This is a genomic window from Streptomyces sp. DSM 15324, assembly GCF_001514285.1.
GTDB lineage: Bacteria > Actinomycetota > Actinomycetes > Streptomycetales > Streptomycetaceae > Streptomyces.
On sequence record NZ_KQ949028.1, the window covers coordinates 55,275 to 72,110 of the forward strand.

Consider the following 16,836-nt stretch of genomic DNA (forward strand, 5'->3'; position numbering starts at 1 on the left):
GCGCGGCTGAAAACAGTCACTCGCCCAGCAGTAAGGCTCACGTCCTCATGACCACCGTTCGTCGCATCCGTGCCTCGATGACCCGTAAGGAGTGGGCGAGCCTCGGCGGGATGGCCGCGTTCATCCTGGCGCTGCACGTCATCGGCTGGTTCACGCTCGTGGTGATCGTTGCTCCCGAGCACTACAGCCTCGGCACGAAGACCTTCGGCATCGGCATCGGCATCACTGCGTACACACTCGGCATGCGGCACGCCTTCGACGCCGACCACATCGCCGCGATCGACAACACCACCCGCAAACTCATGAACGACGGCCAGCGCCCGCTGTCCGTCGGTTTCTGGTTCTCCCTCGGCCACTCCACCATCGTCTTCGCGCTCGCCTTCCTGCTCTCCCTCGGTGTGAAGGCGCTGGCCGGACCGGTGGAGAACGACGACTCCTCGCTGCACAGCGTCACCGGCTGGATCGGTACGACCGTGTCCGGGACCTTCCTCTACATCATCGCGATCATCAACATCGTGATCATGGTGGGTATCTGGAGAGTCTTCCGCGAGATGCGCACCGGCCACTTCGACGAGGCCGCCCTGGAGGAGCAGCTCAACAACCGCGGCTTCATGAACCGCATCCTCGGCCGTCTGATGAAGTCGATCACCAAGCCCTGGCAGATGTACCCCCTGGGTGTGCTCTTCGGCCTCGGCTTCGACACGGCGACCGAGATCGCGCTCCTCGTGCTGGCCGGCTCGGGCGCGGCCTCCGGACTGCCCTGGTACGCGATCCTCTGCCTGCCGATCCTCTTCGCGGCCGGCATGTCGTTGCTCGACACGATCGACGGCTCGTTCATGAACTTCGCCTACGGCTGGGCGTTCTCCAAGCCGGTCCGCAAGGTCTACTACAACCTCACCATCACCGGTCTGTCCGTCGCCGTCGCGCTGATCATCGGCACGGTCGAGCTGCTGGGCCTGGTCGCGGAGAAGGCGGACCTGCACGGCCCGTTCTGGGACTGGGTCTCCGGCCTCGACCTCAACATCATCGGATACGTCATCGTCGGCCTGTTCTTCGCGACCTGGGCCGTGGCCCTGCTCGTGTGGAAGGTCGGCCGCATCGAAGAGAAGTGGACGGCGGGCCTGGCCCAGACCGCGGACCAGGGCGCCGAGTAGAGACTCGCTCATGCCTCCGGGTACCGGCGGGGCGTCCAGACGATCTCCTCGCCGTCGCCCCTCCGCACGACCCGGGTCTGCGAGGAGCCGACCAACAGGATCGTCCGCATGTCGACCTCGGCCGGATCAAGGTCCGCCAGCCGCACGATCCTCACCCGCTCACCGGAGCCGCCGACATCCCGCGCCACCACGACCGGGGTGTCCGACGCCCGGTGCTCAAGAAGCAGGTCACGGGCCTTGCCCACCTGCCAGGTGCGGCTGCGCGAGCCGGGGTTGTAGAGGGCCAGTACGAGGTCCGCCGAGGCCGCAGCCCGCAGCCGTTCGGCGATCACCTCCCACGGCTTGAGCCGGTCGGAGAGGGAGATCGTGGCGTAGTCGTGACCGAGCGGGGCGCCCGCGCGGGCGGCGGCCGCGTTCGCGGCGGTCACGCCCGGCAGCACCCGCACGGAGATGTCCGCGTACTCCTTCTGCGAGGCGGCCTCCAGGACGGCGGTCGCCATCGCGAAGACCCCCGGGTCGCCACCGGAGACGACGGCGACCCGCCGCCCGCGCCGGGCCAGGTCCAGGGCGAACTCGGCGCGTTCCGACTCCACACGATTGTCCGAGCCGTGCCGCAGCTGGCCGGGGCGCCGCGGCACCCGGTCCAGATACGTGGTGTAGCCGACCAGGTCGTCGGCGGCTGCCAGCGCGCCGCGCGTCTCGGGCGTCAGCCACAGCGGCCCGGCGGGGCCGGTACCGACCACCACGACTTCCCCGTGGGACCGCGCCGGCCGCTCGGCGTCGACCCGGCTGGGCAGCACGGCCACCGAGAAGTACGGCACCGACTCCGCGTCCACGTCCGCCAGTTCCGCGATCCGCTCCCCGCTCATCGTGGCCCGCTCGACGTACCGTGACTCGTCCAGCCGACCCGAGGCGTCCAGCGCCCGTCGCACCTTGCCGAAGGTTCGCCCGAGCTTCATCACCACCGCCACGTCGGTCGCGGCGAGCCGGGCGGTCAGCTCCTCCTCGGGGAGCGTGCCCGGCAGGATGGTCAGCACCTCCTCGCCCTCCACGAGCGGGGCGCCCAGGCGGGCGGCTGCGGCGGACACGGACGTGACACCGGGGATCACCTCGGTGTCGTAGCGGTCGGCGAGCCGCTTGTGCATGTGCATGTAGGAGCCGTAGAAGAGCGGATCGCCCTCGGCGAGGACCGCGACAGTGCGCCCCGCGTCGAGATGCGCCGCGAGCCGGGCCGACGCCTCGGCGTAGAACTCCTCCATGGCGCCCTGGTAGCCGCCCGGGTGGTCGGTGGTCTCTGTCGTGACCGGGTAGACCAGTGGCTCCTCGACGTGGTCGGCGCGCAGGTGCTTCGCCGCGATCGAGCGGGCGATGGACCGCCCGTGCCGGGCACTGTGGTAGGCGATCACGTCCGCCTCGGCGATGACCTCGACCGCCCGTACCGTCATCAGGGACGGGTCACCGGGGCCGAGCCCCACCCCGTACAGCTTCCCGCTCACTCTTCCTCACTCGCGATCGCGTTGAGCGCGGCGGCGGCGATGGCGCTGCCGCCGCGACGGCCCCGTATCACCAGGTACTCCAGGCCGGACGTGTTGGCCGCCAGCGCGTCCTTGGACTCGGCGGCCCCGACGAACCCGACCGGCACGCCGATCACGGCGGCGGGCCGGGGCGCGCCCTCCCCGACCATCTCCAGGAGGCGGAAGAGGGCCGTGGGTGCGTTGCCGACGGCGACGACCGCGCCCTCCAGCTGGTCGCGCCACAGCTCCAGCGCGGCGGCGCTGCGGGTGGTGCCGAGCTTCGCCGCCAGCTCCGGGACGGCCGGGTCGGAGAGCGTGCACAGCACGTCGTTGCCGGCGGGCAGCCGCCCCCGGGTCACGCCGCTGGCCACCATCTGGACGTCGGTGAGGACGGGCGCGCCGGCGCGCAGGGCCTCGCGGGCGCGGGCCACGACGGCGGGCGTGTAGGCCAGGTCGTGGACGAGGTCGACCATGCCGCAGGCGTGGATCATCCGGACCGCGACCTGGCTGACGTCGGAGGGCAGGCCCGCGAGGTCGGCCTCCGCGCGGATGGTGGCGAAGGACCGGCGGTAGATGGCCGCTCCGTCCTTCTCGTAGTCGTAGCTGGTCACGGTGTTCGTCTCGCTGCTCTCGGTGGTCGTTGTACGGCTCATGGGGTGATCGCCGCTCGGACGGCGGCGAGGTGGGAGTCATGGGAGGGGTCGGCCGACAGCCGGTAGCCGCCGCCCGGGACGGCGATGACGTCGATCCGCTCGCCCTGGGGGTGTCCGCAGCGGCGTTCGCAGCCCGACCAGTACAGGGGGAGGGAAACGGTGTCGGCTACGCCCAGGGCGCGGGTCGCGTCCGCCCGGACGTCGGCGTGGGACCTGGCGCATCCGGGTGTGCCGATGCAGGCGCCGACGCGTGGCCAGGGGGAGGCGGGGTCGGTGACCAGGCCGACGGCACACAGTCGGGCGAGCGGCTCGGCGGTCCCGCCCGGCACCGGGAGGACCACCCCGCGCCATGGGGTCAGCCGCAGTTCGCCGTCGGCCACGTCCGTCAACTCCCGCCACTGGCGGGCCGAGAGTCGCCCCAGTGGGACGTGGACCGACACCGCCCCGCCGACGACTCCGGGAGACGGTCCGTCCGCACGGGTGGTCTCGGTCGGCGCCCTTCGGTGGCCGATGTCCTCGTCGGCCAGGCGGCGGTGGACCGTCCGGGTCAAGTCGTCTTCTGTCAGGGCGAGTTCGGCGATCCGCCAAGCCTGGGTGCCGCTCACGGCAACCGTGTCCAGGAAAGCCTCCGCGGCTACCAGCGCGGCCCGCGGCGCATCCTCCCCGGACACCCGGACCGCTCCCGGGGTGAGCAGCGCGCCCCCGTCCGCCGTCGCCCGTACCGTGACATCGGCGCCGAGCCCGGCCACGTCCCCGCGCCCGTCGTCCAGCGCGAACAGGAACCGCCCCGACAGCCCCCGCGCCGCCTCGCTCGCGCACAGCGCCGCGTCGAGGGCCGTCAACCAGGGCCGTACGTCGCACAGGCCGCGTCCGTCGAGACCGGACAGCGGCGAGGCGACGATGTTCCGCACCCGCTCGTGTCCCGGCGAGGGGAGCAGCCCGGCCGCGTCCAGCAGCGCGGCCAACTCCGAGCCGCAGCCGCCGCGCAGCGCCCGCAACTGGACATTGCCGCGCGAGGTCAGATGCAGCTCGCCGTCGCCCAGAAGCCGTGCCGCTTCCCCCAGTGCCTCGGCCTGGCGGACGGTCAGCACGCCACCGGGCAGCCGGATCCGGGCCAGCGCCCCGTCGTCCGCCGCGTGCAGTCGAAGCGACCCCGGGCAGGCGTCACCGCGATCCCGTGAGACCGCTGTGGCCTGGGATGTTGGACGGAGTTCAGCCGTGGACATGGCGGCGAGCATACCCACGATCACCTGGAATGTATGCCCCGCCCTCATCTCGTGACCCTTACTATGCTCTCCGGTGGATCACCCGGTCCGCCGACGCCACGACGGCGACAGGGGAGGAAGCCCGGTGCGAGTCCGGCGCGGTCCCGCCACTGTGAGCCCGCCCCCGTGGGGCCGGGTGAGTCAGGAACTCCCGCCGTCCGACACCGCCCGGGGCGCGGACACCCCGAGGAAGGCCGACGCCGCATGATCCTTCTGCTGTCGACGTCCGACACCGACCTGCTGAGCGCCCGCGCGGCCGACGGCCCGGTCCCGTACCGCTTCGCCAACCCGGCCCGCCTCGCCCTCGAAGACCTCCCCGCACTCCTCGACGGCGTCGACCTGGTCGTCGTACGTCTCCTCGGCGGTTTGCGCGCCTGGCAGGACGGCCTCGACCTGCTGTTCGCCGACGGCCGCCCGGTCGTCGTCCTCACCGGTGAACAGGCGCCCGACGCCCAGCTGATGGCCGCCTCCACCGTCCCCGTCGGTATCGCCGCCGAGGCGCATGCCTACCTCGCGCACGGCGGCCCGGCCAACCTGGAGCAGCTCGCCCGCTTCCTCTCCGACACGGTGCTGCTCACGGGGCACGGCTTCGAGTCACCGGCGCCCGCCCCCACCTGGGGCCCGCTGCCGAGGGGGGCGCAGCTTGCGGACGGCCCGACCATCGCCGTGCTCTACTACCGCGCCCACCACATGAGCGGCAACACCGCCTTCGTGCACGCCCTGTGCGACGCCGTCGAGGGAGCCGGGGGCCGGTCACTGCCTCTGTACGTCGCCTCCCTGCGCGCCCCCGAGCCCGAGCTGATCGAGGAGCTCCGCGCGGCCGACGCGATCGTCACCACCGTCCTCGCCGCGGGCGGCACCCGCCCCGCCGAGGCGTCCGCCGGCGGAGACGACGAGTCCTGGGACGCGGGCGCCTTGACCTCCCTCGACGTCCCGATCCTCCAGGCCCTGTGCCTGACCTCCTCCCGCTCCGACTGGGACGCGAACGACGAAGGCGTCTCCCCACTCGACGCGGCCAGCCAGATCGCCGTCCCCGAGTTCGACGGACGCCTGATCACCGTCCCGTTCTCCTTCAAGGAGATCGACGCCGACGGTCTCCCCGCCTACGTCGCCGACCCGGAGCGCTCCGCCCGCGTCGCCGGAATCGCCGTACGCCACGCCCGTCTTCGCCATATCCCGCCGGTCGCCAAGCGCCTCGCGCTGGTCCTCTCCGCCTACCCGACCAAGCACTCCCGCATTGGCAACGCGGTCGGGCTCGACACCCCGGCCAGCGCGGTGGTCCTCCTGCGCCGACTGCGCGACGAGGGCTACGACTTCGGCGGCGCCGACGTCCCCGGGCTGGCCTCGGGCGACGGCGACGAGCTGATCCGGGCGCTGATCGAGGCGGGCGGCCACGACCAGGACTGGCTCACCGAGGAGCAGCTCGCCCGCAATCCGGTGCGCATCCCGGCGGCCGACTACCGCCGCTGGTTCGCCACCCTCCCCGAGGAACTCCGCACGGCGGTGGAGCAGCACTGGGGCCCGGCGCCCGGCGAGATGTTCGTCGACCGCAGCCGGAACAAGGACGGCGACATCGTCCTCGCCGCCCTCCGCTTCGGCAACCTGCTGATCTTGATTCAGCCCCCGCGCGGCTTCGGCGAGAACCCGATCGCGATCTACCACGACCCGGACCTCCCGCCCTCCCACCACTACCTGGCCGCCTACCGCTGGATCGCCACCTCGGACTCGGAGGGAGGCTTTGGTGCGGACGCGATGATCCACCTCGGCAAGCACGGCAACCTGGAGTGGCTGCCCGGCAAGAACGCCGGCCTGTCCGCCGCCTGCGGCCCCGACGCGGCCCTCGGTGACCTGCCCCTGATCTACCCCTTCCTGGTCAACGACCCCGGCGAGGGCACCCAGGCCAAGCGACGCGTCCACGCCACTCTCGTCGACCACCTCGTCCCGCCGATGGCCCGCGCCGACTCCTACGGCGACATCGCACGCCTGGAACAACTACTCGACGAACACGCCCAGATCGCCGCCATGGACCCGGCGAAACTCCCCGCGATCCGCGCCCAGATCTGGACCCTCATCCAGGCCGCCCGCCTCGACCACGACCTCGGCCTGGACGACCGCCCCGACGACGACGGCTTCGACGACTTCCTCCTCCACGTCGACGGCTGGCTCTGCGAGATCAAGGACGCCCAGATCCGCGACGGCCTCCACGTCCTCGGCAACCCGCCCGCCGGCACCGACCGCGTCAACCTCGTCCTCGCGATCCTGCGCGCCCGCCAGATCTGGGGCGGCGCCACCGCCCTCCCCGGCCTGCGCGAGGCCCTCGGCCTCGACGAGTCCGCCGCGACCCGTACGACGGCCGACGAGGCGGAAGACAGGGCCCGCGCCCTCGTCCAGGCGATGGAGGACGCCGGCTGGGACCCGGCCGCCGTCCCCACCGAACACGGCGAACAGGTCGCCGCCATCCTGGAGTTCGCCGCCCGCGAGGTCGTCCCCCGCCTGGCCGCCACGACGGCCGAAATCGACCACACCGTGCACGCGCTGGCGGGCGGATTCGTCCCGGCAGGTCCCTCCGGCTCACCTCTCCGCGGCCTGGTCAACGTCCTGCCGACCGGCCGCAACTTCTACTCCGTCGACCCCAAGGCCGTCCCCTCCCGCCTCGCCTGGGAGACCGGACAGGCCCTCGCCGACTCCCTCCTGGAGCGCTACCGCACCGACAACGGCGACTGGCCCACCTCCGTCGGCCTGTCCCTGTGGGGCACCAGCGCCATGCGCACGGCAGGCGACGACGTGGCCGAGGCCCTCGCTCTCCTCGGCATCCGCCCCGTCTGGGACGACGCCTCGCGCCGTGTGACGGGCCTGGAGCCCATCCCCTACGAGGAGTCGGGCCGCCCTCGCATCGATGTCACCCTGCGTATCTCGGGCTTCTTCCGGGACGCGTTCCCGCACACGATCGGTCTGCTCGACGACGCCGTATGCCTCGCCGCGTCGCTGGACGAGCCGGCCGACGTCAACCACGTTCGGGCCCACGTCCAGGCCGACTTGGCGGAAGGCGGCGACGAACGCCGCGCCACCACCCGCATTTTCGGCTCCCGCCCCGGCACGTACGGCGCCGGACTTCTCCAGCTCATCGACTCCCGCGACTGGCGCACGGACGCCGACCTCGCCGAGGTCTACACGGTCTGGGGCGGCTACGCCTACGGCCGCGAGCTCGACGGCCGTCCGGCCCGCGACGAGATGGAGACGGCGTACAAGCGGATCGCGGTGGCCGCGAAGAACACGGACACCCGCGAGCACGACATCGCCGACTCCGACGACTACTTCCAGTACCACGGCGGCATGGTGGCCACCGTCCGCGCCCTGCGTGGCACCGCCCCCGAGGCGTACATCGGTGACTCCACCCGCCCGGAGACGGTCCGCACCCGCACCCTCGTCGAGGAGACCTCCCGCGTCTTCCGCGCCCGGGTCGTCAACCCGCGCTGGATCGAGGCGATGCGCCGGCACGGCTACAAGGGGGCCTTCGAACTCGCCGCCACCGTCGACTACTTGTTCGGCTACGACGCCACCACCGGGGTGGTCGCCGACTGGATGTACGACAAGCTCACCGAGACCTACGTCCTGGACCCGACCAACCGGGAGTTCCTGCAACGGGCCAACCCCTGGGCCCTGCACGGCATCGCCGAGCGGCTGCTGGAGGCGGAGTCGCGCGGGATGTGGGAGAAGCCGGATCCGGCGGTGCTGGAGGAGCTGCGGCAGGTGTATCTGGAGACGGAGGGCGACCTCGAAGGCGAGGGATGACCGGCAACCTCGCGATCTCTATTGCAAGTGGTTCGCAATAGCCTTTAGATTGCAATAGTGCGGGGCGCCGTATGCCTGACAGCTGTCCGTTCCATGGACGGCGCCCCGCACCCTTTCGCCGCTCATTCAGCGCTCATTCACCACAGTCGGCGCACCGGCCGTAGACGAGCAGCGAACCCGAGGCGTCGGGCCGTAGCCCCGTCAACTCCTCGATTTTTCCCACGGCTTCGGTCAGACGCGTGCTCGCCAGGGCCGCGACGTGCCCGCACTCCTGGCACACGGTGTGGTGGTGGGGCGCGCCGGTGATGCCGTAGCGCGTCGCGCCCGGGCCGTGGACCGCGTGGGTCAGGCCGGTGGCCGTCAGAACCTCCAATGTCCGGTAGACGGTTGTGGGGTGGATCGCGTCGCCCAGGCGTGTGAGCCGTTCGCAGGCTTCCGCGATGGAGAGGTGGAGGTCCGGCGCGGACAGCAGGGACAGGACGTGCAGCCGGCCCGGGGTGCAACGCAGTCCGTGCCGTCGCAGGAGTGCGCGGGTGTCCGGCGGTGCCGTCTGGTCGTAGTGCGCCAACTGCGAGTTCCCGCTCACGGCGTTGCCCTTCCCCTGGATCCTGCGTGCAGGTTGTTGCGAACGTCTTGCAACAACAGAAGGTTCCCGGATGGGTGACTTTGCGCCCGACTGCGACACGTCCACAGACCTAGGTCCAATGCCTGATCGATCGGAGGTCGCTAGTACTGTTAGCGTGCAGCTGCATACCATTGGCAATAACGTCGGAGGACGTTGGACATGGCGATCTACACGCTCCCGGAGCTTCCGTACGACTACGCGTCCCTTGCGCCGGTCATCAGCCCCGAGATCATCGAGCTGCACCACGACAAGCACCACGCGGCGTACGTCAAGGGCGCGAACGACACGCTGGAGCAGCTCGCCGAGGCGCGGGACAAGGAGTCGTGGGGTTCGATCAACGGCCTGGAGAAGAACCTGGCCTTTCACCTCTCCGGGCACATCCTGCACTCCATCTACTGGCACAACATGACCGGCGACGGCGGCGGCGAGCCCCTGGAGGCGGACGGCGTGGGCGAGCTGGCGGACGCGATCACCGAGTCGTTCGGCTCGTTCGCCAATTTCAAGGCGCAGCTGACGAAGGCGTCCGCCACCACCCAGGGCTCCGGCTGGGGCGTCCTCGCCTACGAACCGCTCTCCGGGCACCTGATCGTCGAGCAGGTCTACGACCACCAGGGCAACGTCGGCCAGGGCTCCACCCCGATCCTGGTCTTCGACGCCTGGGAGCACGCCTTCTACCTGCAGTACAAGAACCAGAAGGTCGACTTCATCGACGCCATGTGGGCCGTCGTGAACTGGCAGGACGTGGCCAGGCGCTACGCCGCAGCCAAGGAGCGCGGCGACAGCCTGCTGCTCGCTCCGTGACGCCGTAGCCGCGTCCGCACCGATGTCCTGCTCGTGATCGTCTTCTCACCCGACGCGTGCAGGCAGCACAAGGAAGGGCTCCTGCGAGACCGCTCGCAGGAGCCCTTCTGCTGGTCACGGCCGACCCACTGCGCGCTGTGAAAATCCCTACGAATCGGTCTCGATCCGGGCTGTTGCTTGGGCCCCGGGGGCGGTACGGCAATCATGGGGGCCATGTACAGCCCCGTCCGTTTCCACACCCCCGAGTGGTTCACGGCCGACGATTCGACGCTGAACGTCGCGCTCGTGTACCCGATGCAGGGGCCTGCCGGGGTGTTCGGTCCCACCTGCGAGGCGTGTGCGCGGCTGGCCGCCGAGGAGATCAACAAGGCGGGCGGTGTCCTGGGCAAGGAACTGCGGCTCCTCGAAGTCGACGGCGGCGGTGAGCCGCACCAGGTGGCGGAGGACGTCGAGGCCCTGGTGGCGACGGGCACGGTTCAAGGTGTCACCGGCTGGCACATCTCGTCGGTGCGGCAGGCGGTGGCTCCCCGGATCGCGCACCGGGTGCCGTACGTCTATACGGCCCTGTACGAGGGCGGCGAGCGCACCGACGGCGTCTACATGACCAGTGAGACCCCCGCCTGGCAGCTGCTGCCCGCCATGCGCCTGCTCGCCGAGACCCGAGGCGTGCGTCGCTGGTTCGTCGTCGGCAACAACTACGTCTGGCCCCGGCACACCGCCCGGGCCGCCCGCCGCTACGCACGCGACGCACGCGGCAGGGTCTGCGGGGAGGCGTACCTGCCGCTGGGCACCGACGACTTCCACGACGTACTGCGCCGGATCGAGCACGCCGACGCCGACGCCGTACTGATGCTGCTGGTCGGCAGCGACGCGATCCGCTTCAACCGGGCCTTCGCCGCCTCCGGGCTCGATCAGCGGTGCCTCAGGCTGAGCACGCTGATGGACGAGAACATGCTGCTCGGCAGCGGCCCCGAAGCCACCGCCGACCTCTACAGCACGGCCGGCTTCTTCGCCTCACTGGCCGACCAGAACACCATGGACTTCCACGGCCAGTACGCCGACCGCTTCGGGATGGCCGCCCCCACCCCGGGCAGTCTCGGCGAGTCCTGCTACGAGGGCGTGCTGCTGCTCGCCGCGCTCATCGAACGGGCACGCACCCTGGACGTGTCCGCCATCGGTGCCGCCGCCGACACCGTCTCCTACGAGGGTCCGCGCGGCCTGCTGAGCCTGGACGGCCGGCATGTGCGCCAGCGCATCTACCTGGCCGAGGCGGACGGGCTCGACTTCAACGTCCTCGCCCAACTGCGCGCTCCCCACGACCTGTTGTGACCCGGCCGCCCGTCGTCGCACGTCCACCGTCCAGTGCCGCGGCCAGCCGTTCCAGCAGAGCATCCAGCCGCTCCCCGGCCTCATCCGTGAGCAGGGGCTCCAACTCCGCCCAGTCGGCCCGCACTTCGCGAACCAGTTGCTGCCAGCGCTGTGTGCCCCGCGGGGTGAGGTAGGCCAGGACACGGCGTCGGTCGGCGGGGTCGACGCGGCGGAAGACCAGGTTCTGGTCGACGAGTTGGTCCATCAGCTTGGTGAGGCTCGGCGCCGGCAGGAAGGCATGGTCGGCGAGGGCCGTCATGTTGTGTCCCTGGCCGTCGGAGAGCAGGTCGAGGACCCGCCACGCCTCCACCGAGCAGTCGAACTCGTCCAGTACCGACTGCACTCGGCGCACGGAGAGGCGTTCGGCCCGTGTGAGCAGATGGAGCAGTTCCTGGGGCCGCCTAGCCATCGCACTCCTCCGCTCGAAGCCCTGGTCCCCCGTAAGGGGTCGGCTGTGAGCCTACCGCCGATCACCGCACCCTTGACAAGAGGAACCGGGAAAACGGATCCTTTCGGCAGGAAGCATTAATTGCCGTCACTGAGATGCCGTCACCTGCGCATCTTCAGCGACGGCTTTTTCTTTTCGGCCTTCTTTTTACTTCCACTGGAAACTGTTCTTCAATTGCGCCGAAACGCGGCGGAAACAGTTTCCCCACAGGCTGTGGACGCACTTCAGCGACCAGCCCGGACGGCACCCCGATACGGCTGGGGGATCCGTGCGCCAACGCCGCCGTTCCTGAAGCGCGCTCCTTCGATTCCCTCTTCATCCCTCCCCAGAGTCTTTCCGCTCGCTTCGCACCGCCCCTTCGGGGCTTGGAGGTTCTGTATGTCCGGGCTCAGCATCAGCAGACGTGGCCTGTTGGCCGGTATCTCGGCGGCCGGCGCGTCCGCTGCCCTCAGCGCCTGTGGCGCGAAGACCGGCAGCGACACGTCGTCGGACTCCGCAGCCAAGGCCGACACCTCCGGCAGCACGGTCAAGGTCGGCCTGCTCAACTCGCTCTCGGGCACGATGGCCATCAGCGAGGTCACGGTCCACAACGCGCTGTTGCTGGCCATCAAGGAGATCAACGCCGCCGGCGGTGTGCTGGGCAAGAAGCTGAAGGCCGTCAGCCAGGACGGCGCCTCCGACTGGCCGACCTTCGCGGAGAAGGCCGAGGCCCTCATCAAGGACGACAAGGTCGCGGCCACCTTCGGCTGCTGGACCTCGGCGAGCCGCAAGGCCGTCAAGCCGGTCTTCGAGCGGTACAAGTCGCTGCTCTTCTACCCCGTGCAGTACGAGGGCCTGGAGGAGTCGCCGTACATCTTCTACATCGGCGCCACCACCAACCAGCAGATCGTCCCGGCGCTGGACTACCTCAAGAAGCAGGGCCTGACCAAGCTCTACCTGGTCGGCAGCGACTACGTCTTCCCGCGCACCGCCAACAAGATCATCAAGGCGTACGCGAAGGCCAAGGGCATGACGGTGGTCGGCGAGGACTACGCCCCGCTGGGCTCCACGGAGTTCGGCACCATCGTCAACAAGGTGAAGGACTCCGGCGCGGACGCCGTGTTCAACACCCTCAACGGCGACAGCAACGTGGCCTTCTTCAAGGAGTACAAGTCCTCGGGGCTGACCGCGAAGAGCATGCCGGTGCTGTCGGTCTCCATCGCCGAGGAGGAGGTGAAGAGCATCGGCACCCAGTACCTGGCGGACCAGCTGACCGCATGGAACTACTACGAGACCACGCCCGGCGCGGCCAACACCAAGTTCGTGGCGGCCTACCAGGCCGAGTACGGCAAGGACAAGCCGACCTCCGACCCGATGGAGGCCGCCTACATCTCCGTCTACCTGTGGAAGGCGATGGTCGAGAAGGCGGGCTCCTTCGACGTCGCCAAGGTCAAGGCCGCCTCGGACGGCATCACCTTCGACGCCCCCGAGGGCAAGGTCACCGTCGACGGCGCCACCCAGCACGTCTACAAGACGGCCCGGATCGGCAAGGTCGGTGCGGACGGCCTGATCACCGAGGTGTGGAACTCGGGCAGCCCGATCAAGCCGGACCCCTACCTCAAGGGCTACGACTGGGCGTCCGGCCTCTCCTGAGCCACACCCTCACCGGTGGACCCGGCTCCTGTCACGGGGCCGGGTCACGCCCATGGCAAGCCCGCACCCGCACTCCCGTCCCCGACCCGGAGCCGCTTCATGACGGTCATCCTCAACCAGTCCTTCACCGGCATCAGCATCGGTGCCGTCCTCCTGCTCATCGCGCTCGGCCTGACCCTGACCTTCGGTCAGATGGGCGTGATCAACATGGCGCACGGCGAGTTCATCATGGCCGGCGCCTACACGACGTACGTCCTGCAGAAGTCCATCAGCAGCGCGGGCGTCTCCCTGCTCGTCGCCCTGCCCGTGGCCTTCCTCGTCGCCGGCGCCATGGGAGCGCTCCTGGAGTGGCTGCTCATCCGGCGCCTGTACACCCGGCCGCTGGACACCCTGCTGGTCACCTGGGGCGTCTCCCTGATGCTCCAGCAGCTCGCCCGGGACATCTTCGGCGCCCCCAACGTGCAGACCCACGCCCCGGACCTGCTCACCGGCAACATCTCCCTGGGCGGCGGCGTCACCTTCGCCAACAGCCGGCTGTTCATCCTCGGCCTGGCCCTGCTGAGCGTCCTCGCCCTCACGCTGATCCTCCGGCTCACCCCGCTGGGCCGCCGCATCCGGGCCGTCGTGCAGAACCGGGACCTCGCCGAGGTGTCCGGCATCGCCACCGGCCAGGTCGACCGCCTGACCTTCTTCATCGGCTCGGGCCTCGCGGGCGTGGCCGGCGTCGCGCTCACGCTCGTCGGCCCGATCGGCCCGACGATGGGCACCAACTACATCGTCGACGCCTTCCTGGTCGTCGTCGTGGGCGGCATCGGGCAGCTCAAGGGCAGCGTCATCACCGCCTTCGCGCTCGGCGTGCTCCAGTCGGTCCTCGAATACTCGACGACGGTCAGCGTCGCGAAGGTCATCGTGCTCGTGGCGATCGTCGCCTTCCTCCAGTGGCGACCCCAGGGCCTGTACACACTGCGCACCCGGAGCCTGGCATGACGACTGCGACCCCCGTACCTGTGCTGGAACGCTTCCGCGTCCCCGGTGCCTTCGCCCTCGGCGCCGTCGTCCTCCTCGGCGTGGCCCCGCTGGCCCTCTCCGACTTCCGGCTCTCGCTCCTCGCGAAGTACCTGTGCTACGCGATCGTGGCCGTCGGCGTCAGCCTGGCCTGGGGCCGGGGCGGGCTCATGGTGCTCGGCCAGGGCGTCTTCTTCGGCCTCGGCGGCTACGCGATGGCCATGCACCTCAAGCTCACCGACGCCGCCGCGACCGGCGAGACACTCCCCGACTTCATGCAGCTCTACGGCACCGGCGACGCCCTGCCCTGGTGGTGGAAACCCTTCGCCAACCCTGCCTTCGCGCTCGCCATGACGGTCCTGCTGCCGATGGCGGTCGCCGCGGTGCTCGGCTTCTTCGTCTTCCAACGCCGGGTCAAGGGCGCCTACTTCGCGATCCTCAGCCAGGCCCTGGCCGCCGCCCTGTCCATCTGGCTCATCGGCCAGCAGGCCACCACCGGCGGCACGAACGGCCTCACCGACATCCAGGGCTTCTTCGGCTACTCACTGGACGACCCCGTCAACCAGCGGATGGTGTACTTCATCATCGCCGCCGTCCTGCTGTTGCTGATGGCCCTGGCCCGCCAGTTGTTCGTCAGCCGCTACGGCGAACTCCTCATCGCCGTGCGGGACTCCGAGGAGCGGGTGCGCTTCCTCGGCTACAACCCGGCCAACGTCAAGCTCGTCGCGTACGTCGTGGCGGCCGGTATGGCGGGCCTGGCGGGCGCCCTTTTCGTCCCGGCCGTCGGGATCATCTCCCCGGCGCTGATCGGGATCGTGCCGTCCATCGGTTTCGTCATCGGGGCTGCGGTCGGCGGGCGGGCCTCGCTGGTGGGGGCGGTGCTCGGTGCGATCGCGGTGGCCTGGGCGCAGAGCACGCTCTCGGACGCCTTCCCGGCCGCGTGGACGTACCTCCAGGGCCTGCTGTTCGTGGTCGCGGTCGGCTTCCTGCCGGGCGGCCTCGCCTCGCTGGGCATCGTCCTGCGTAAGCGCCGTGCCAGTACCGGCACGGTCGCTGGTACTCGTACTCCTGCGACTGGAGAGACAGCATGAGCGGCGAGGGACTGACCGTCCGCGACCTGCGGGTGACGTTCGACGGCTTCACGGCCGTCGACGGTGTCGACCTGGACATCCGCCCCGGCGACCTGCGCTTCCTCATCGGCCCGAACGGCGCCGGCAAGACCACCCTGGTCGACGCGGTCACCGGTCTGGTGAAGGCGACCGGGTCGGTCCGCTTCGGCGGCGAGGAACTCCTCGGCAAGCCTGTGCACCGCATCGCCCGCATGGGCATCGGCCGTACGTTCCAGACGGCCACCGTCTTCGAGGAACTGACCGTCCTGCAGAACCTCGACATCGCGGCCGGTGCCGGACGGGGTGTGTGGACGATGCTGCGGCGCCGCAAGGACGTACCGGAGGCGGTGACGAAGGCGCTGGAGACCACCGGCCTCACCGACCTGCGCGACCGCCCGGCGGGTGTCCTCGCCCACGGTCAGAAGCAGTGGCTGGAGATCGGCATGCTGCTGGTCCAGGACGTGAAGCTGTTGTTGCTCGACGAACCTGTCGCCGGTATGAGCCACGACGAACGCGAGGCCACCGGCGAGCTGCTGCGACGGGTGAGCGAGGACCACACGGTCGTCGTCATCGAGCACGACATGGACTTCATGCGCTCCTTCGCGCGCAGCGTCAGCGTCCTGCACGCCGGCAAGGTCCTCAGCGAGGGCTCCGTCGCCGAGGTCCAGGCCGACCCCCGGGTCCAGGAGGTCTACCTCGGGCGCGCCTCCGAACCCGAGCCCACCCCCGCAGCTGTCGCCGAGGAGGCGTGACGTGACGTCCATGCTGGAGATCAACACCGTACGGGCGGGCTACGACCGCACCACCGTGCTGCACGGCGTGACCGTCGCGGTGCCGAAGGACGGCGTCGCGGCCGTCCTCGGCCACAACGGCGCAGGCAAGAGCACCCTGCTGCGCGCCGCCATGGGCCTGATCAAGCCGACCGGCGGGACGATCCTGCTCGACGGCGAGGACATCACCCGCCTCGCCCCGCACCAGCGGGTCACCCGCGGCATGGCCTACGTCCCCCAGGGCCAGCAGTCCTTCCCCCACCTCACCACCGCCGAGAACCTCCAACTCGTCGCCGACGGACGCCCGGACGGCAAGGAGGCGATCGCCGAGGCACTGGACCTGTTCCCCGTCCTGCGCGAGCTGTCGGCCCGCCGGGCCGGCCTGCTCTCCGGCGGCCAGCGCCAGCAACTCGCCATCGCCCGCGCCCTGGTCACCCGCCCGCGGCTGCTCCTGCTTGACGAGCCGACCGAGGGCATCCAGCCGTCCGTGGTCGCCGAGATCGAGGAGACGATCCTGGCCCTCGCCCGGCGCGGCGGACTCTCCGTCCTCCTCGTCGAACAGCACGTCGGCTTCGCCATGCGGGCCGCCCAGCACTACTACGTCCTGGAGGCGGGCCGGACGACCTCCTCCGGCGAGGGCGGAACGGGCGCCGAGCAGACCGTACGGGCGGCGCTCAGCGTCTGAGGAATTCCCTGCGTG

14 protein-coding genes and 1 riboswitch are annotated in these 16,836 nt (G+C 70.3%); of the genes, 9 read left to right on the forward strand and 5 right to left on the reverse strand.

Features of this window, described 5'->3' with window-relative positions; translation table 11 throughout:
• The first annotated feature begins 47 nt into the window (after positions 1-47).
• Complete coding sequence (locus tag AQJ58_RS19835; protein WP_234360109.1) at positions 48-1,154, forward strand: Nickel transporter NicT; 1,107 nt, start codon at positions 48-50, stop codon at positions 1,152-1,154.
• Positions 1,155-1,162: 8 nt separating this feature from the next.
• Here the strand turns inward: AQJ58_RS19835 and AQJ58_RS19840 are convergent, their stop codons facing one another.
• Genes AQJ58_RS19840 through AQJ58_RS19850 form a run of 3 tightly spaced genes read right to left on the reverse strand, consistent with a single transcriptional unit; the run spans position 1,163 to position 4,559 of the window.
• Positions 1,163-2,650 carry a precorrin-2 C(20)-methyltransferase gene (locus tag AQJ58_RS19840; RefSeq protein ID WP_067251962.1) on the reverse strand — a complete coding sequence of 496 codons (1,488 nt, stop codon included), beginning with the start codon at positions 2,648-2,650 and terminating at the stop codon, positions 1,163-1,165.
• Entirely contained in the window at positions 2,647-3,321 is a 675-nt protein-coding gene (locus AQJ58_RS19845; protein WP_107122094.1) for a precorrin-8X methylmutase, read from the reverse strand. Before AQJ58_RS19845 ends, AQJ58_RS19840 begins: the two co-directional genes overlap by 4 nt.
• Positions 3,318-4,559 carry a nitrite/sulfite reductase gene (locus AQJ58_RS19850; protein WP_199844646.1) on the reverse strand — a complete coding sequence of 414 codons (1,242 nt, stop codon included), beginning with the start codon at positions 4,557-4,559 and terminating at the stop codon, positions 3,318-3,320. The genes AQJ58_RS19845 and AQJ58_RS19850 overlap by 4 nt, the downstream gene beginning before the upstream one ends.
• A gap of 101 nt (positions 4,560-4,660) precedes the next feature.
• Positions 4,661-4,737: riboswitch (cobalamin riboswitch) on the forward strand.
• Between the two features lie 53 nt (positions 4,738-4,790).
• Between AQJ58_RS19850 and cobN the strand changes: the two genes are divergently transcribed.
• Complete coding sequence (cobN, locus tag AQJ58_RS19855) at positions 4,791-8,378, forward strand: cobaltochelatase subunit CobN (RefSeq protein WP_067251965.1); 3,588 nt, start codon at positions 4,791-4,793, stop codon at positions 8,376-8,378.
• A gap of 133 nt (positions 8,379-8,511) precedes the next feature.
• On the opposite strand, the gene AQJ58_RS19860 is transcribed toward cobN, so the two are convergent.
• On the reverse strand, positions 8,512-8,964 hold the full coding sequence (locus AQJ58_RS19860; protein ID WP_067251966.1) for a Fur family transcriptional regulator: 453 nt from the start codon (positions 8,962-8,964) through the stop codon (positions 8,512-8,514).
• Positions 8,965-9,162: 198 nt separating this feature from the next.
• Between AQJ58_RS19860 and AQJ58_RS19865 the strand changes: the two genes are divergently transcribed.
• Together AQJ58_RS19865 and AQJ58_RS19870 are read left to right on the forward strand one after the other, a co-directional pair.
• Complete coding sequence (locus tag AQJ58_RS19865) at positions 9,163-9,804, forward strand: superoxide dismutase (RefSeq protein ID WP_067251968.1); 642 nt, start codon at positions 9,163-9,165, stop codon at positions 9,802-9,804.
• A gap of 213 nt (positions 9,805-10,017) precedes the next feature.
• Complete coding sequence (locus tag AQJ58_RS19870; protein ID WP_067252557.1) at positions 10,018-11,133, forward strand: substrate-binding domain-containing protein; 1,116 nt, start codon at positions 10,018-10,020, stop codon at positions 11,131-11,133.
• Here AQJ58_RS19870 and AQJ58_RS19875 read toward each other — a convergent pair.
• Complete coding sequence (locus AQJ58_RS19875; RefSeq protein ID WP_067251970.1) at positions 11,090-11,581, reverse strand: MarR family winged helix-turn-helix transcriptional regulator; 492 nt, start codon at positions 11,579-11,581, stop codon at positions 11,090-11,092. The two genes, AQJ58_RS19870 and AQJ58_RS19875, sit on opposite strands and share 44 nt — an antisense overlap.
• A gap of 417 nt (positions 11,582-11,998) precedes the next feature.
• On the opposite strand from AQJ58_RS19875, the gene urtA reads away from it, so the two are divergent.
• The 5 genes from urtA (at position 11,999) to urtE (ending at position 16,821) form a co-directional block, all read left to right on the forward strand.
• Entirely contained in the window at positions 11,999-13,252 is a 1,254-nt protein-coding gene (gene urtA / locus AQJ58_RS19880; protein WP_067251971.1) for an urea ABC transporter substrate-binding protein, read from the forward strand.
• A gap of 99 nt (positions 13,253-13,351) precedes the next feature.
• A complete protein-coding gene (gene urtB / locus AQJ58_RS19885) occupies positions 13,352-14,239 on the forward strand; it encodes an urea ABC transporter permease subunit UrtB (protein ID WP_067251973.1) in 888 nt (295 codons plus the stop codon).
• Positions 14,236-15,348 carry an urea ABC transporter permease subunit UrtC gene (gene urtC, locus AQJ58_RS19890; RefSeq protein ID WP_067251975.1) on the forward strand — a complete coding sequence of 371 codons (1,113 nt, stop codon included), beginning with the start codon at positions 14,236-14,238 and terminating at the stop codon, positions 15,346-15,348. Before urtB ends, urtC begins: the two co-directional genes overlap by 4 nt.
• A complete protein-coding gene (gene urtD / locus AQJ58_RS19895) occupies positions 15,345-16,118 on the forward strand; it encodes an urea ABC transporter ATP-binding protein UrtD (protein WP_067251977.1) in 774 nt (257 codons plus the stop codon). Before urtC ends, urtD begins: the two co-directional genes overlap by 4 nt.
• A 10-nt stretch (positions 16,119-16,128) precedes the next feature.
• Positions 16,129-16,821 carry an urea ABC transporter ATP-binding subunit UrtE gene (urtE, locus tag AQJ58_RS19900; protein WP_067252558.1) on the forward strand — a complete coding sequence of 231 codons (693 nt, stop codon included), beginning with the start codon at positions 16,129-16,131 and terminating at the stop codon, positions 16,819-16,821.
• Positions 16,822-16,836: the final 15 nt, after the last annotated feature.

Excerpts from the sequence above, each read along its gene's own strand:
- AQJ58_RS19835 (WP_234360109.1), top strand. The coding sequence starts at position 48 with ATGACCACCGTTCGTCGCATCCGTGCCTCGATGACCCGTAAGGAGTGG.
- AQJ58_RS19845 (WP_107122094.1), bottom strand. The coding sequence starts at position 3,321 with ATGAGCCGTACAACGACCACCGAGAGCAGCGAGACGAACACCGTGACC.
- AQJ58_RS19850 (WP_199844646.1), bottom strand. The coding sequence starts at position 4,559 with ATGCTCGCCGCCATGTCCACGGCTGAACTCCGTCCAACATCCCAGGCC.
- cobN (WP_067251965.1), top strand. The coding sequence starts at position 4,791 with ATGATCCTTCTGCTGTCGACGTCCGACACCGACCTGCTGAGCGCCCGC.
- AQJ58_RS19865 (WP_067251968.1), top strand. The coding sequence starts at position 9,163 with ATGGCGATCTACACGCTCCCGGAGCTTCCGTACGACTACGCGTCCCTT.
- AQJ58_RS19870 (WP_067252557.1), top strand. The coding sequence starts at position 10,018 with ATGTACAGCCCCGTCCGTTTCCACACCCCCGAGTGGTTCACGGCCGAC.
- AQJ58_RS19875 (WP_067251970.1), bottom strand. The coding sequence starts at position 11,581 with ATGGCTAGGCGGCCCCAGGAACTGCTCCATCTGCTCACACGGGCCGAA.
- urtA (WP_067251971.1), top strand. The coding sequence starts at position 11,999 with ATGTCCGGGCTCAGCATCAGCAGACGTGGCCTGTTGGCCGGTATCTCG.
- urtB (WP_067251973.1), top strand. The coding sequence starts at position 13,352 with ATGACGGTCATCCTCAACCAGTCCTTCACCGGCATCAGCATCGGTGCC.
- urtC (WP_067251975.1), top strand. The coding sequence starts at position 14,236 with ATGACGACTGCGACCCCCGTACCTGTGCTGGAACGCTTCCGCGTCCCC.
- urtD (WP_067251977.1), top strand. The coding sequence starts at position 15,345 with ATGAGCGGCGAGGGACTGACCGTCCGCGACCTGCGGGTGACGTTCGAC.
- urtE (WP_067252558.1), top strand. The coding sequence starts at position 16,129 with ATGCTGGAGATCAACACCGTACGGGCGGGCTACGACCGCACCACCGTG.